General features: G+C 45.7%; 15 protein-coding genes. 10 read left to right on the top strand and 5 right to left on the bottom strand.

Annotated elements, in window-relative coordinates; all coding sequences use genetic code 11:
- Window positions 1–146: 146 nt before the first annotated feature.
- The 8 genes from ACZ5V1_RS10975 (at window position 147) to ACZ5V1_RS10940 (ending at window position 7,166) form a co-directional block, all read left to right on the top strand.
- On the top strand, window positions 147–677 hold the full coding sequence (locus ACZ5V1_RS10975) for a hypothetical protein (RefSeq protein ID WP_464388872.1): 531 nt from the start codon (window positions 147–149) through the stop codon (window positions 675–677).
- A complete protein-coding gene (locus ACZ5V1_RS10970) occupies window positions 667–942 on the top strand; it encodes a hypothetical protein (protein ID WP_464388871.1) in 276 nt (91 codons plus the stop codon). Before ACZ5V1_RS10975 ends, ACZ5V1_RS10970 begins: the two co-directional genes overlap by 11 nt.
- Window positions 942–1,628 carry a terminase small subunit gene (locus ACZ5V1_RS10965; protein ID WP_464388870.1) on the top strand — a complete coding sequence of 229 codons (687 nt, stop codon included), beginning with the start codon at window positions 942–944 and terminating at the stop codon, window positions 1,626–1,628. Before ACZ5V1_RS10970 ends, ACZ5V1_RS10965 begins: the two co-directional genes overlap by 1 nt.
- Before the next feature lie 963 nt (window positions 1,629–2,591).
- The gene (locus tag ACZ5V1_RS10960; protein WP_464388869.1) at window positions 2,592–3,713 is read left to right on the top strand and encodes a branched-chain amino acid ABC transporter substrate-binding protein; all 1,122 of its coding nucleotides are present in this window, start codon (window positions 2,592–2,594) and stop codon (window positions 3,711–3,713) included.
- 84 nt (window positions 3,714–3,797) lie between these two features.
- Entirely contained in the window at window positions 3,798–4,703 is a 906-nt protein-coding gene (locus ACZ5V1_RS10955) for a branched-chain amino acid ABC transporter permease (RefSeq protein ID WP_160716398.1), read from the top strand.
- Window positions 4,700–5,668 carry a branched-chain amino acid ABC transporter permease gene (locus ACZ5V1_RS10950; protein WP_464388868.1) on the top strand — a complete coding sequence of 323 codons (969 nt, stop codon included), beginning with the start codon at window positions 4,700–4,702 and terminating at the stop codon, window positions 5,666–5,668. The genes ACZ5V1_RS10955 and ACZ5V1_RS10950 overlap by 4 nt, the downstream gene beginning before the upstream one ends.
- Window positions 5,665–6,435: an ABC transporter ATP-binding protein gene (locus ACZ5V1_RS10945; RefSeq protein WP_160716400.1), complete on the top strand. Its 771-nt coding sequence runs from the start codon at window positions 5,665–5,667 to the stop codon at window positions 6,433–6,435. The genes ACZ5V1_RS10950 and ACZ5V1_RS10945 overlap by 4 nt, the downstream gene beginning before the upstream one ends.
- A gap of 14 nt (window positions 6,436–6,449) precedes the next feature.
- The gene (locus ACZ5V1_RS10940) at window positions 6,450–7,166 is read left to right on the top strand and encodes an ABC transporter ATP-binding protein (protein WP_373794484.1); all 717 of its coding nucleotides are present in this window, start codon (window positions 6,450–6,452) and stop codon (window positions 7,164–7,166) included.
- 153 nt (window positions 7,167–7,319) lie between these two features.
- Here ACZ5V1_RS10940 and ACZ5V1_RS10935 read toward each other — a convergent pair whose 3' ends face one another.
- Window positions 7,320–7,544, bottom strand: a complete 225-nt coding sequence (locus ACZ5V1_RS10935) for a SlyX family protein (protein WP_464388867.1) — start codon at window positions 7,542–7,544, stop codon at window positions 7,320–7,322.
- The gene (locus tag ACZ5V1_RS10930; RefSeq protein WP_464388866.1) at window positions 7,541–8,011 is read right to left on the bottom strand and encodes an EVE domain-containing protein; all 471 of its coding nucleotides are present in this window, start codon (window positions 8,009–8,011) and stop codon (window positions 7,541–7,543) included. The genes ACZ5V1_RS10935 and ACZ5V1_RS10930 overlap by 4 nt, the downstream gene beginning before the upstream one ends.
- A gap of 414 nt (window positions 8,012–8,425) precedes the next feature.
- On the opposite strand from ACZ5V1_RS10930, the gene ACZ5V1_RS10925 reads away from it, so the two are divergent.
- A complete protein-coding gene (locus ACZ5V1_RS10925) occupies window positions 8,426–8,896 on the top strand; it encodes a DUF3124 domain-containing protein (RefSeq protein WP_464388865.1) in 471 nt (156 codons plus the stop codon).
- Here ACZ5V1_RS10925 and ACZ5V1_RS10920 read toward each other — a convergent pair whose 3' ends face one another.
- Window positions 8,897–10,303, bottom strand: a complete 1,407-nt coding sequence (locus tag ACZ5V1_RS10920) for a DNA integrity scanning protein DisA nucleotide-binding domain protein (RefSeq protein ID WP_464391622.1) — start codon at window positions 10,301–10,303, stop codon at window positions 8,897–8,899.
- Window positions 10,304–10,705: 402 nt separating this feature from the next.
- Here ACZ5V1_RS10920 and ACZ5V1_RS10915 point away from each other — a divergent pair, with 402 nt between their 5' ends.
- Window positions 10,706–12,736 carry a hypothetical protein gene (locus tag ACZ5V1_RS10915; protein ID WP_464388864.1) on the top strand — a complete coding sequence of 677 codons (2,031 nt, stop codon included), beginning with the start codon at window positions 10,706–10,708 and terminating at the stop codon, window positions 12,734–12,736.
- 163 nt (window positions 12,737–12,899) lie between these two features.
- On the opposite strand, the gene ACZ5V1_RS10910 is transcribed toward ACZ5V1_RS10915, so the two are convergent.
- Together ACZ5V1_RS10910 and ACZ5V1_RS10905 are read right to left on the bottom strand one after the other, a co-directional pair.
- A complete protein-coding gene (locus ACZ5V1_RS10910) occupies window positions 12,900–14,876 on the bottom strand; it encodes a YgiQ family radical SAM protein (RefSeq protein WP_464391621.1) in 1,977 nt (658 codons plus the stop codon).
- Window positions 14,877–14,970: 94 nt separating this feature from the next.
- Window positions 14,971–15,615, bottom strand: coding sequence for a LysE family translocator (locus ACZ5V1_RS10905; RefSeq protein WP_464388863.1), 645 nt, complete (start codon window positions 15,613–15,615; stop codon window positions 14,971–14,973).
- Between the last annotated feature and the right edge of the window lie 172 nt (window positions 15,616–15,787).

Here is a 15,787-nt window from a genome sequence, read left to right as displayed (position 1 = left end):
TTTATTTGGAAAAAAATCCTAGTGAAAGAAAGTGAGTCCATCAGTGGTGCGTATGCGTAAGAGCGTCGTAGCATCCTTGTTTCATAGGGCTATCACCGGTTGTGTTTTTTTTTACGGGGTATGCTGTCGTGAAATAAGGAGATTGTATGGATTGGAAAGATTTAGGCTTGAGTGTCGCTAAAGTCGCACCGGTACTGGGAGCAGCTTTAGGAGGGCCGGTTGGAGCAATTGCGGGAGCAGCTGGTGCGCTCATAAGTAGTTTTCTTGGAGTCGATTCAGAGCCGGAAGCTGTTGAAGCAGCGCTTCGGGATCCGAAGATATTGCTGAAGCTTAAACAACTTGAAGTAGAGCAGCAGGCGCAGTTACTGGGTTGGCAACGTGCACAATTGGATGCAGAGCTACGAAATGTGCAGGATGCCCGCGCTCGCGAGGTTGCATTGGCAAAAGCAGGGCATGGCGGTGCATGGGTAACTGGTGTGGTTGCTTTGGTGGTTATTGGCGGATTCTTTTGGATGTTGAACATCATTGTTTCAACTCCTGATGTGAGTGAGCCTGCTCTGCTCTTGCTCGGCTCTCTGGGCACTGCGTTTGGTGCAGTGGTGAACTACTACCTTGGTTCTTCTCTCGGATCATACCGCAAAGATAAAGCCGGTAATGGAGGCAGCAGTGGGATGTAGCAGTGAATCTCGTTGGCATATGGACCGGAATGTCACTTTGAGTGTTGCCTTTGCGTTAATTACCGCCGTGGCAACAGTTGCAGGTGTTTTTAGCAGCTTTAGCGCTCGGCTTGAACATGTTGAGCAAGTGACCGGTTTGTTATCGAAAGAATACGCATCGCAGCAGCAAGTTGTTGTAAAGGTGGCGCGTATTGATGAACGGGTAGCCGCCATGCAGGAAGTTCTTTCGGAGATTAAGGCAGATCTACGGAGGGATCGCAACTAATGGCATTAGAAATTACATGCGCAAACGACGAAGCAGAGTCTGTTGAAAAGAAAGAGAAGATTAAAGTTACGAAAAAAAGTGCTGTAGGTAAAAAGAAAGGTAGTTGCGTGGCACGCAAGATTTCAGCGAAACAACGGCGTTTCGTTAATGAGTACGTAACTGATTATAATGGATGTCTTGCTGCGTACAGAGCGGGGTATTCGAGGCGGTCTGCATCTACAACTGCAAGGCGTTTGCTTGCTGTTCCAGAAATTGTGGAGGAGATTCAGGCTCGCCAGCAGGAGCGTGCGGAACGGGCGCAGGTTACGCAGGATGCCGTGATTCGTGAATTGGCAGCAGTAGGTTTTGCCAGCTTGAAAGATGTGTGTACTTGGGATGATGGACATCTTGTGCTTATAAACTCTCAGGACTTAAGTGACGCGCAGGCTGCATCCATTGCAGAAATAACTGAGACTGTGACGACTCGTGGAGGTACCGTGCGAGTTAAACAGCATTCAAAGTTAAAAGCACTTGAGATGCTCGCTAAGCATGTCGGGTTGTATGATCCGCCTGAGATGGGGGCAGAGGAAAAGAGTTTAGAAGAGCTCTCACCTGTATTGAAAAAGCGTCTTGAAACTATTTATGGAATAATTTCAGATGAAGCAAAAGTTCATTGCTCAAATGCGGTCAAAGTTAGTGATGCATAAAACAGTGTTCAAGCTATGCTATGATGCTAAAATATATAGTTTTATTATGTACATTTTAATGCTTGCAGTCTTAGGCGTTGGATAGTTTGGGAAGCAAAGGAATATCGGCTAGTCTGTTGTAAATATGAAACAGGTTAGCCGATTTTTTTATTTGCTTTTCAAAATGTTATTATGAAAATATGTTTTATTTTAGAATATTATGATATTGATTACATGTCGTAAGTTTGTATTGTTGAGATTGCATTCTTTGTCAAACGAACATTCTGTATGCAATATAAGTGCCTCGAATAGAATTTTCTATTTACCCCTTTATATTTCTTAAAAAATGTGTATAAGAGAGGGTTCCTGCATTGAAGATATGTGGTGCTATTTTTACAGTAAAAATCGCAGCATGCTGTGTTTTGCATAGTAGGGAGCTGTGTTTTTGCTGGTAGTAGAACAAGATGCTTTTTCATAATGAAGGTATGACTGTAATTTTTTACAGATATACGCTTCTTTTTTGTTGTGTGCCAATAATGCTGGTGCATGCTTTTAAAAAACACTTTTTCTACTTCTTTTTCTCTGTTGAGGAGTAGTATAATGGTATCCGTTTTCTGTTTAATGCAGCAAATATTTTTTCAAATACATAACACACCGTCTTTTTTTTAACGAAAGCTCGTTTTTTACTATGATATTGATTGAAGACTCATTCAGTATTGTATGAAATATGATTAGTTATATATTTCACAACCCTGCGTAGCGTAGGTGTAGCATGGGGTTCCAAAGTTTGGATAAAAATCCACAATAAAAAAATATCATTCTATCACCTTAAGATGCATATTTTTTGACAAATTTGTTGTGGGTTGTTATGTGAGATGAATATACCCAAAGCCCTGTGAAATTGGGTTTTGAGGTTGGTTTTCGCTAAAGGAGAGGGAATTATTTGTAGGATTTTATAGAAAGTCATCCATAGGAGGATTTCGAATGAAAAGATTTATGCGCGTTTTAGCCTTCGGGTTGGTTGCTTCATTGTTGATGTCATCTGCTGCACTGGCAGATACTATTAAAATTGGCTTACAGGCACCACTCACAGGCAAATATGCATCTGAAGGTCTTGATATGAAGAATCTTGTTGAGATTCTTGCTGCTAAAATTAATGCCGATGGCGGTGTTAACGGTAAGCAGATTGAAATTATTGCAGAAGACGATGCATTTGACCCTAAAACAGCAGCTCTTGCCGCTCAGCGTCTTGTTACTTCTGACGTAGTTGCGGTTATTGGTACCTATGGCTCTTCTATTACTGAAGCAGCACAGGATATTTATGACGAAGAAGATGTCATTCAAATTGCTACCGGTTCTACCATGGTGCGTTTGACTGAAAAAGGTCTTGCTAACTTCTTCCGTACATGTCCTCGTGACGATTCTCAGGGTGCTGCCGCAGCACAGGTTTTGAAAGATCGTGGATACAAACGTATTGCTATTCTGCACGATAACTCTTCCTACGCGAAAGGCCTTGCAGACGAAACTCGCAAGCTTCTTGACGACGACAGTGTAGTATTCTTTGATGCGCTCAACCCGGGCGAGCAGGACTACAATACTATTCTTACCAAAATTAAAGGCTACAAACCCGACGTGATTTTCTACACTGGCTACTTTAACGAAGCAGGCTTGTTGCTTCGCCAGAAAAAAGAAATGAAGTGGGATGTTCCTATGATGGGCGGCGACGCAACTAACAACCTTGACCTCGTTAAGATTGCTGGTAACGACGCAGCTAAAGGCTTCTTCTTCGTGAGCCCTCCGGGCGTTAACGACCTTACTTCTCCTTTTGCAAAAGACGTTCTGGATAAATACAAAGCAGAGTACAACGTACTGCCTGCTTCTATCTGGTCTGTATTTGCTGGCGATGCGTTCCTCGCAATCGTTGAAGCACTTCGCCAGACAGATTCTACCGATCCAGAAGTTCTTTCCGATTACTTACGTAACAAAATGGAAAACTTCCCTGGGCTTACCGGCACCATCGCTTTTGATGAAAAAGGTGACCGTTCCGGCAAGTTCTACCGCCTTAGCGAAGTTAATGCTAACGGCGAATTTGTAATGTTACCGTAAACTCGGCTTCATTTTTCCAGAACACAGCACGGCAAGGGTGCTGTGTTCTGGATTTTACCGTTTTTTTTTCAACGGGATTTCCATATGGAAGAATTTATTCAGCAGCTAACAAATGGTTTGGCGGTTGGTGGCATTTATGCCCTCATCGCGCTTGGTTACACCATGGTCTATGGTGTATTAAAATTGATTAACTTTGCACACGGTGATTTGTTCACCATTGGTGCTTTTTTAGGGCTAACGCTGCTCACATCGTTAGGCCTTACTGATTTTTTCGGACCAATTGCAGGCTTGTTAATTCTGGCAGTCATGGTTGTTATTCTTGTTGGTGTCGTAGGTTTTTTGCTCGAACGAGTTGCCTACCGCCCGCTTAGAACATCACCGCGTCTCTCAGCAGTCGTAAGTGCTCTTGGTGCGTCTATCTTTTTCCAGAATGCTATTATGCTTATCTGGGGCGCGCGTCCGCTCGTATATCCGCATGGGTTGTTACCAAACATCACTGTGGATATTTTTGGCGTAGAACTTCCGCTTATCCGTATTCTCATGTTTGCGACCTCTGTCATACTCATGTGTGGTTTGTACTATCTCACACATAAGACACGTATTGGTACAGCCATCCGTGCAGCTGCAATCGATCAGGGCGCAGCAAAACTTATGGGTATCGATGTTAACCGCGTTATCAGCCTCGTATTTATGATCGGCCCTGCACTTGGTGGTGCAGCCGGTGTTATGGTTGGTCTGTACTACGGTCAGATTAACTTTACGATGGGTTGGTTATACGGCCTTAAAGCGTTTACTGCTGCAATTCTTGGTGGCATTGGCAACATTCCGGGCGCGATGCTCGGCGGCCTGCTGCTTGGCGTTGTAGAATCTCTCGGAGCTGCTTACATTTCCATCGCATGGAAAGATGCAATCTCCTTCTTTGTGCTCATTCTCATTTTGATCGTCCGTCCGACCGGAATTTTGGGCGAAAGGGTGGCAGATAAGATATGATCGTAAAGAAACAAGATATTTTGTACCTTGCAGGGGCTGTGCTTTTTGCATTTTCTCCGCTGGTACTCAATGCATACTGGACTGATGTTCTGAACAATATCGGCCTGTACGCAATTCTTGCGCTCAGCCTGAATATTATTCTTGGTCAGTGTGGTTTGTTCCAGATGGGACATGCAGCATTTTTTGCGGTTGGTGCATACACCTCCGCAATTTTGAATACGATGTTCGATATTCCGTTGTTATGGACAATGCCACTTGCTGGCATCTTTGCCGGAATATTCGGTCTTATTGTAGCGCGACCAATTATTCACCTTCGTGGTGACTATTTGCTTATCGTTACGATTGGTATCGTCGAAATTGTTCGTATTGCTCTTATCAACGATGTTGGCGGGTTAACCGGTGGTGCTAACGGCATTTTCGGTATTGACCGTCCAATGTTGTTCGGTTTTAAAATTAAGCGTCCACACCAGTTCTTTTATTTGATCTGGGGATTCTGTGCCGTAACAATTTTCCTCTTCCATAGGTTGGAAAATTCTCGATTCGGCAGAGCGCTTAACTATATTAAAGATGATGACGTGGCAGCAGATGGCTCTGGTATTGATATTTCCCGTTACAAGCTCATAGCATTCGTTATCGGTGCATTCTGGGCTGGCATGGTCGGAACTATCTTTGCCGGTAAAATGAAAATTATTTCTCCTGAATCGTTTTCGTTCTGGGAGTCTGTATTGCTGTTTACCATTGTTATTCTCGGTGGTATGGGTTCAATCCGCGGAGTTCTTCTCGGTGCGTTCCTTATTATCGGCCTGCCGGAAGTCTTCCGTGATTTTGCGTCTGCCCGAATGCTTATTTTTGGTGCCGCAATGGTCGCAATGATGATTTTCCGCACACAGGGTCTGTTACCTCCTTTACCACGAAAATACGATGTTTCCCGCTTTTTCAGCAAAGCTGAAGGAGAGCAGCCATGAGTCTTGTAGAGCTTAAAAACCTTACCAAAACCTTTGGCGGCCTGCTTGCGGTTAATGACGTTTCCTTCAATGTTGAGGAAGGTTCAATCGTAGGTCTTATCGGCCCTAACGGTGCTGGTAAAACCACTGTGTTTAACCTGATTACCGGTAACTATGTTCCAGATACCGGTGAAGCGGTGTTCAATGGTAAAGATGTAGTAGGTATGGAAACCCACCGCATTGTTAACCTTGGCATAGCACGTACATTCCAGACTATTCGTCTTTTCAAGAGCTTGAATGCTCTGGAGAACGTACTTTCCGGCTGTCATTGTCGTATGAAATCAGGCATTTTTGCTTCCATGTTCCGTACCCCTTCTCAACGTGCTGAAGAAAAGCTTGTGCTTGAAAAAGCAATGGCTGAGTTGGAGTTTGTTGGTCTTAAAGACCAGTGGGATATTCAGGCAGATAGCCTTTCTTACGGAAAGCAGCGTTTGCTGGAAGTTGCCCGTGCGCTCGCAACTGAGCCGAAGTTCATCATTCTTGACGAACCTGCTGGCGGTATGAACGATCAGGAAACTCAAGAGCTTATTGATATTATCGGTGCCATTCGTGACCGTGGCATTACCGTGCTTCTTATTGAACACGATATGAGCCTTGTTATGAAAATCTGTGAGCACCTTGTTGTTCTTGAATACGGTGCAGTTATCGCTGAAGGCGATCCGGAAACTATTAAAAATGATCCCCGGGTTATCGAAGCGTACCTCGGTGCCGACGATGATCTACTGTAAGGGAGACCTGCCATATGCTACTTGAACTTCGTGATCTGCACGTAAACTACGGTAAAGTTGAAGCACTGCACGGTATCAACCTCACAGTTAATGAAGGTGAGATTGTTACTATTCTTGGTGCCAACGGGGCAGGAAAATCCACCACGCTCAACTCCATTTGTGGACTTGTGAAAGCGACTCAAGGTGAGATCTTTCTCGACGGTAAGCCTATTCATTCTGTTCCGGCACATAATATTGTTAAGATGGGCATTTCCCAGTCTCCGGAAGGGCGTCGTGTGTTCTCTACGTTAACAGTAGAGGAGAACATGGATTTAGGTGCCTTTACGTTGAAGGATAACGCGAAAATTGAGCGTAACAGAGAATGGATCTACGATCTGTTTCCTCGTCTGCTTGAACGTCGCACCCAGCTTGCAGGAACACTGTCCGGCGGTGAGCAACAGATGCTCGCAATTGGCCGTGCGCTGATGTCCAGCCCTCGCTTGCTGTTATTGGATGAACCGTCTCTCGGCCTTGCTCCGATTCTCGTGAAGTCCATTTTTGAAACTATACGCAAGATCAACAAGCACGGCTTAACCGTAATTCTTGTTGAACAGAATGCACGTGCTGCACTCAAACTTGCTGATCGCGGGTACGTAATGGAAGTAGGTAACATTGTTCTTGCGGACGATGCCAACGTACTGCTTTCCAATCCGGATATTCAGGCCGCTTACCTTGGTGGTAAGGGTTTGTAGTACACACTTTGTTGAGTGCTGCTTACCCGCGGCACAATCCCATAGCTTTAATAGTAAAAAGGCTGTCCTTCATACGAAGGACAGCCTTTTTTTATTTACAGAATGGGTGGGGGAGTATTGCCGCGAGGCTACGCATCGCAGATAACTCTATTGCTAAAAGTTTCCACCGTAATGTGGTGGTGGTCCATCATCAACGCCGCCATCATCAAGGGCTGGGCTAAGTTGACGGATTCGCATGATCATAGCTTCCATCTTCTTTTCCATTTCATCAAGCTGGAACTGTTGGCTGGTTATGGCTTCATTAAGTTCAGTGATGGTTTTGTCCTGAAAATACAGCTGCTCTTCTAGTTGAGTGATGCGTTCTTTGGTTTCTTTCATGCCTGCTCCTTTGCAAGGTTGCAGATGATATCAAATTCATTTTTATCCACGGGCATTACAGAAAGACGAGAGCCTTTGCGTAATAGTTCCATGCTTTCCAGTCCTGGGACCTGACGTAATTCTTTTAACGAGAGCGCTCTCGGAAGTTTTTCTACAAACTTAACATCTACCATGTACCAGCGGGGATTATCCACGGTCGACTTGGGATCAAAATGATCGTCTTCCGGATTCCATGCTGTGTGGTCAGGATAGCTTTCTCGGACAACTTCGCATACGCCAACGATGGAAGGATTGGTGACGCTGTGATAAAACAGTACCTTGTCGCCAAGCTTCATTCCGTCGCGCATGAAATTGCGTGCCTGATAATTTCGTACGCCATCCCATGATGTTATCTGATCCGGCTCATTTTCAAGAGTGTCGATGGAGTAGCAGCCGGGTTCAGATTTAACGAGCCAGTAGTTAGCCATAGTAAACTCCGTTTCTATTATGAAGACTGGTTCCAGTCCAAGTGTCGAATCTATTTCTATATCAACAGAATATCGCAGTCTGTTTTTGAATTCAAGTCGTAGTATGTCTGACAAGCGGTACTGGCAACTGGAGTGTTTGGCAGTGTGCTAGAGCGTAGCATAGTTTGGAATATGCCGTAACGGATTTCTTTTGCGAAGCCGTGATGCTGATGCCTGAATCAAAGAAGGCGTTAAATACTATATTATTATAGCATGTTATTTTGTGGTGACTATATGGGGATGTCTTGAAGAGGGATAGCCGATTGTGCCGCTTCGTAACATTTCGTGAAAGATGGGAATAGTCTTTCGGGAATGAATGAAGTTTGGTAGAGTGACATAGAAAAATTGCAATAAAAATCACTATTGGAGGAGCAGATGATAACTCGACGTGTGTCGTGGATTATGGGGTTGTTTCTTTTTGCGACGGTGGCCTTTTCTCCTGCATTAAGTGCTGCCCGAACAATGCAGAACAAGCAAACATTGTATGTGCCGGCGTATTCTTACATTTATCATGGGAATAAAGAAGCAAAGCTGAATCTTACAACAACCCTTAGCATTCGAAATACAAGCCGTGCAGAAGGTATCCGTATTCTTAGTGTAGAGTTTTATGACACAGCTGGAAAGTTGTTGCGTAGTTATTTGGACGAGCCTGTGCTTATGAAGCCGCTTGAGTCTTTGCGGTATGTTGTAAAGCTTGATGACGACGAAGGTGGCTCCGGAGCTAACTTCATTGTTAAATGGGAAGCGGACAAAGCAGTAGATGTGCCGATTATCGAAAGCATTATGCTTGGTACCGGTTCTTCATACGGCTTTGCATTTCTTACGCAGGGTGTTCCGATAGAATAGTTATTCTTCGAGCCAGTCGGTAAGGCGTGGCGGTGTTGATATATAGCTTATCGGTTTCCATCGGCATTGGGCAGTCAGTTCAATGCCGTGCTGGATAACGGATACTGGTCTGTCTGACGACACAACAATAGTGATGATATTTTTGTGCATGGCAGTAAAACGAACTGCGGAGTTAAATCGTGCTCCACGCGCTCTGTTTTCTCCGGGAACTGTCCTTCCGTCCAGCAGGCATGCGAAGCCGAGAAGAGTAGACGATTTGCTGATGTGCAATGCGCCATCAACCTTTGCAAGGGAACATGCAATGTCGATATTTTCCGGCATGCTCAAATCCAATGGAGTTTGGAGTGTCTGGCCTGCAATGTTTCGCGGAATTGTATTGAGGTCTAACACGAGAGTACAGCCGTGCTTACGTTCACGTGCTTGTATAACCACGCGTGTAATGTAATGAAAAATATTATGCTGTTGCTTAGGCGTTAAGTTGGACTCAAGCAGCGCTTCTTCCAGCTGAACAAGGTTCGGCCTGCGGTTGGTTGCGAGAAAATTGCCTGACGCAAAGCTGCAAATGAGTTCGTCATCAAGTTTGACCATCCCATGGTTACCTTCGAAGGTCGCAAGGATAGATCCGGGAGGAAGATCGCCGGATGCAACTCCGGCAAGAGTACACCCGTCTGAAATAAGGAACCGTTCTGTGTTTTCGACTGCTTGCAGAGTCTTTCTGCAATGACGGAGATTTACGAGCAACGGTTGTTCCATGCGTGGAAATGATGCTTGGAAGTGAACATGCTGCAAAAGGCGCGGTTCCACAAAAGCAATGTTACCTCGTGGCCATTCCCCTTCTTCCCTCGTATTTGAAATACCCAAAATAGCATTAAGTGTAGGATAAATACGTAAATATGTATCCATTCCTAAAGCTTCGCTTCGTTTGTCGATAATATAATCACGGATGGCGTGCTGGGCGTATCCTTGCAGCACATAACTGGAAGTGTCGTTTCGTAGCCCTGCGCCTTGACCAAAGTCGGCACATAATTGCGTTGCTGCATATTCCAGCCAGCGCAACGTTGGGCCTTTGGAGCAAATGTCAGGGTGTTCTTCTGTAAACCACATTTGGAAAGGAAGAGTGGTGCAGGAACCACCATAAGCGATCAGACCGGAAAGCTGCGGGTCTTCTGATGGATTGAATTCCGGCAAAAGATTGCAAGAAGTCGTCTCCCGAAAAGTAGTATAAAGATCTTTAAGGCGTGGCTGGTGACCGTCTAACAAATTCTGCGGATCAAGAATGTAAAATGGTCCCTCAGCTTCAAGGCATATGAGTAATGCTACTCGGCTGGGACCGGCGAAATGGGATAAGCCGTCGCTTAATCCGTCAAGAATATTGTAAATACTCCTTCTCCAATAGGAAGTATCCATTGTAGCCACCGTGTCCTCCTCGCAGCAGAGTATGACGTTAGTATCAACGTCATAACAGGAAATGAAACATCATGAATTGTGCCATGGTCAGTGTATAACTACATAGTGTTATGGGGGCTGCTTTTACAAAATGATGCGCATGCAACTATTTATGATAAAAGAAAATTAGCGTCCTACCCTATGCTAAATATAATACTTGGTAGGGTATCTGCATGTTCGAAAAGGGGCAAGGGTTACAGTGTTTTTTTTGTAGTGAATGCTCCGATTACGTTAGTATATATAATCGGAAGGGTAGTGCAAATTTTTCTAACTGTAGTATAGATATACTTGGGCGTAGCAGTAGTATCAGTATATATAGATAGCTGTTAGGCTCACATAGAACAGTATACTCAGGAAATGTGTATGACTAAAAAACGGGAAAGAGGCAAAGTCCTCCCTTTTCATTCAAAGAAAAATGCCGCCAAAGCCGTTAAGGGATCAGTCGATGGCACGCAGGGCGAGTCGTCTGCCGGTACCTCTGCTGATGTGCCAACAGATGCGCCTGAAGTTCCTGCTGATACCTTAGGCAAGGCGTCAGATTCATCTGTGGAAAGAAAACAGAAGACGAAAAGCGAGACAGATAAGGTTGAAATAGAGGTTACGATAGATCTTGATCCGTGGTCTGATGAGGCATGGCAAGCATCACTGACCGGTGTTGAAAGTGATCTCGTGACCGAGTTGTTCGGATCAGACAAGCCGACGTCACCCAATAATGAAGTGACTATCGAAGAGATGCAGTGGCTTTTGAAAAGCCCTTCGGATGACGCCGAAAAGGGCAGTTCGTCAGGTAGTGCTGCCGGTTCAAACTTTATTTTGGGATTGCCGCCCAAACAGCTTGCAGATGCACAAAAGCACGGCACGTTGACTCATTTGCTTGAGTACCGATACCAAAAGTCAATGCAGTTCCCCGTGCTCGATAAGGTGCTGAATAAGTTTGCAGCCGTGGCATCAAAGCGGTTGTGTAAAATGACAAATCAGTCCTGTCAGGTAAAAGCTGTTCGTTCCGCACGTGCCCCGTTTGATGTATGGCTGCGGATGGATCATCCTGTAGCAACAACTTTTTCTATGTTTCCTCTGGATGGCGTGAGTGTTTTTGGAATGGAGCGTGAAGTAGCGGTCGGGCTTGCTAACGCGATTTTTTCCGCAGGGGAACAGGAGCCGGTTCCACAGTTGCTCCGCAGGTTAGCAGAGCTGAAGAAGAGCAAAAAAAATATTCCTGTTTTTCCCATCGCAAGCAATGTGGTGCGCCACGTGCTTCATTTGCTATTGCTTGATTTGGAATGGGCGCTGGCTCCGTTTTACGAAGTGGAATCCAAGCACAGCAAAGCTGATGAACCAGCGCTCTACAGTAAACATTTTTGGCTGGACGAACCTTGCATCGTTTGTGAGCTTTCTGTCAGCATAGATATGAACACAGCTGAAGGGCGTGACCCCGCAAGCAACAGTGGTTCGATGATGATTGTGTTCCCTGAAAAGATGCTTGAGGAGATTCTCCCGATTCTTACAGGTGAACAGTCTATTCTTGTCCCAGAATTTACAGAGATTGATACTTCAGCTGTAGAGCGGCTTTTACGGCTGGATAATGAAGCATTACGGGCTGAATTAGTAAGTCAGCATCCATTGTCCGCAGCCGTTATACTTTCGCAGTTGTCCGAAGATAGAAGACTGACGCTTGTTGAAAAGATGAGCAAGGATAAACAGGAAGCCATAGATCGACGGGTCGGGCATAGAGCTGGGATTGAAACAGTTCTGTCTGAATCGCAGCAGTTTGTTGCTTCAGTTCTGGCGCTTGGCGAAAGCCATGCCGCGCAAGTGCTCAGCAGTTTTTCTCCGGAAGCAGCTGCGGGGTTCTTACGTGAAGCTGGAAAGTTGCCGTCGTTGTATCCTGAACAGGTCAATGCGCTATTGAAAAGTCGGAATAGTTCGATTGTCAGCGTTGGAGCTTTAGTTGTGGACAGCGCACTGGTTCGGCGGCTTATGATTCGATCTATTGCTGCGAAAGATATGGCGCAGGTTGTAGCGTTATGCCGGAATAGCAGAGTGCATATGCCGTTTGCATTGATTCTGTCTGTCCCTGTAGAAGACGTAGCATTGATACTCCGAAGCGAGCCTGTTTCAATTCAAGGTGCAGTTATTTTATTGCTTTTGGAAACAGACAGGGAGTACGCGGCGAGGCTTTTTTCTGTGTTCTCTCAGGATGAGCAGCAACATATTGTTCAACAACTGTTGAATGGTAAGCGCATCGAATCAGAAATCGTAACGCTTCTGGAAAACTATCTTATTGCACAGCTTTCAAACCGCACTGAAAAAGAGGCATTAAGCATGCCCGATCAAGAACGGTGGGCAGTTTCTGGCACTGTTGAGTGGTTGTTAAGTAATTTTTCATCTGAATAGGACGAAAGTACGCGCGTATGCATTGAAAAAAGTATGTCGCGTTTATATCTATAAAAAAAGCTCAGGTCGGCTTGCAGAATTTCTGCTTGTCGACCTGAGCTTTTATCTTTTCATGAGGGGTGATTTTACACCCTTGCACATCGTTTGAAACGTATCTTCGTAACTAGCGGTTGTTCACAGAGAACGGAGATGCTTTTTTCGGACCAGACTTGCTGTTCGGAGTTGGTTGCTGCTCACGTTTAGGCTGGCTTTTGCGTTCGGAACGTTTACCGGAGGCATGGTTACTGGAACCACGTTTCGAATCTGGTTTACCACTTGGCTTACCATTTGACTTGCCAGCGTATGCTCCGCGTTTTCCCTGTGGTGCCTTGCTTTCTTTGCGCCCGACACTTGGAATCAAAATGTGGTGCTGACGAAGACGTTCGGCATCGGTGTACGCGACAAAAATATCATCACCGTTTTCATCAATGCGAGCAAAGTAGGATGCTGTTGCGACAGTACCCGGTGTAGGGATGAAGCACTGCACCTGTTGCGGCTGCCAGCCTCTGGAGCGAAGCCAGTTGCCAAGTTCGCGCATGTGGTTGTCGGAACAGCCCGGGAATGCACTCATCAGGTACGGAACAACGTACTGTTCTTTCCCTGCCTGTTCAGAATATTTCTTGAATGCGCCGAGGAAATGTTCAAAGGAAGCAACACCAGGTTTTCGCATACGATTCAACACACCATCACAAATGTGTTCCGGAGCAACTTTAAGCTGACCGCCGGTGAATTCCATGGTGTATGCACGAAGGGCTGTTTCGTCCTTTTGTGCGAGATCGAAGCGAACGCCACTGGCAACGCGTACATTTTTGATTCCGGGAACCTTTTGAATGTCACGCAGCAGTGTAATGCCTTTTGTCTGATTCACAGCAAATTGCGGGCACACTTTCGGGTGCATGCAGCTTTTGCGCTTACATTTTTCAGGGTCGGCCTTACAGTTTGCCTGCCACATGTTGGCAGAAGGGCCACCTACGTCGCTGATAGAGCCATTGAAGCGCTTGTTGCGAGTGAGGTTTTCCACTTCCTGAATGATGGATTCTTTACTGCGTGATGTGATTCTTCTGCCCTGATGCAGTGCCAGAGAACAGAATGAGCAGCCGCCACCACAGCCTCGGTGAGTTGTGATGCTGGTTGTCATCATGTCAACACACGGAATTTTTTCAGTGTAGGATGGATGCTGTGCTTTTGCGTACGGCAGGCCGTAAAGTTCGTCCATTTCATCTTCAGACAACGGCAGAGCTGGCGGAGCAAGAAGAACTGCGCGCTTGCCGACCGGCTGAATAGCCCAGCCGTCAGCTTCCTGAACATGGCGTTCAAGGGTAAGCGTAGCAGTCATAAGTTTTTTGCTATTCGCATCAATTTCTTCATGGGATGGAAGCTCTACAATTTTAGCTTGTGACGGAATGTCTTCATGGGTTCCCATGTAAGCAATGCCACGTACGTCCTGAGCAATGTATGAAAAAGGTGTGCCGGATGTTTCGCCGTATTGGTCGAGAACATGAGCGATATGGAGCATGGCGTATTCGCCCATGCCATAGACAACACAGTCCGCTTTACTGTCGAGCAGGATGGAGCGGCGAAGTTTGTCTGTCCAGAAGTCATAATGAGTGATGCGTCGCAATGAAGCTTCAATACCACCTATGACAACTGGAATGTTGGGAAATGCACTGCGAACGAGGTTTGAGTAAACAATGGTGGCGCGGTTCGGACGAGATCCTGCTTTGCCTCCGGGGGTGTACGCATCATCGTGACGTTTTTTTCTAAACGCCGTGTAGTGGGCCAGCATGGAATCAATGGCACCTGCGCTTACAGAAGCGAACAGACGCGGACGACCCATTACAAGCATGTCGTCCGGTTTATCCCAGCGGGGCTGGGCAATAATGCCTACGCGATATCCATGTGCAACAAGCCAGCGTCCCAAAAGGGAGGCGGCAAAGCTTGGATGATCGACGTAAGAGTCGCCAGTAACGAAGAGTATATCGAGCTCATCCCAGCCGAGTTCATCCATTTCCTTTCTGGACATAGGAAGAAATGCAGGCTGTGTGAGTGGTGCACGCCCGAGTACTGGACGCTCTGATTTTTGATTCCATGTTTTTGTCATGGGCGGAATATAAGGATTGCGTAGTGGTCTGGCAATAGACAATGCCTTTGCAGGCAAATTAATCCTCAGGGTGCTAATCCCAAGGATTTATCCATTACATGTCTAAGAGTAGGCTGGCTAATGAAGCGGCACCGAAAACGATGATAATTGTGCCTGAAACTTTGTTGATGAGCCTGCTGTGCTGCTTTACGTATGTGCGCATAGCGCTTGCAAAAAAGGAGAGACCGCACCACCAGATGGCAGAACCGAGGAACACACCGAGAACCAGTGAGGCAGCGCCGGGGGCACCTGCATCACTATCGATGCCGAAGGTGGCAAAGATAACTGTAAACGCAATGATCGTACCGGGGTTCATAGCTGTGAGAACAAAAGTACTGAGCCATGCAGTAAGAAGGCTTGGTTTGTTTTTATCTTCTTTTACATCACTTGCATCAGAAACAAATGCAGGACGCTGCCGTAGCATGTGGATGCCGATTGCGAGAAAAAGAAGTCCACCAACAAGCCTGATGACGGTGCTGGATTCAGTAATCATATTTGTAATGGCAACAAGGCCGAATGCAGCAACAGCGCCGTAGAAAAGGTCTGCGGAAGCAGCACCGAGTCCGGATATTACGCCCACAAGTTTGCCGTATTTAAGGGTTCTATGAATGCATAGAACTCCGACAGGTCCGACAGGGGCAGCGATAGTTAGTCCGATTAAAAGACCTTTGAGGAAAAAGTAGAAAAGGGCAAGGCTCATTGTAGGTGATAATCCTGTGAAGTTATGATTATTGAGAAGAGAACAATGCTCACACAATGATCATATCGTAAAAGAGGTTTAATGGAAGCTAGATATTTGTTTATAGCGAACGGAAGACATAAAAAAAGTCGACCCAAAGGTCGACTTTTTTTTTGCTGTAATGCTCAGAGAC

This window comes from Halodesulfovibrio oceani subsp. galateae (genome assembly GCF_055397225.1).
This window is presented reverse-complemented; position numbering and strand designations above follow the sequence as displayed.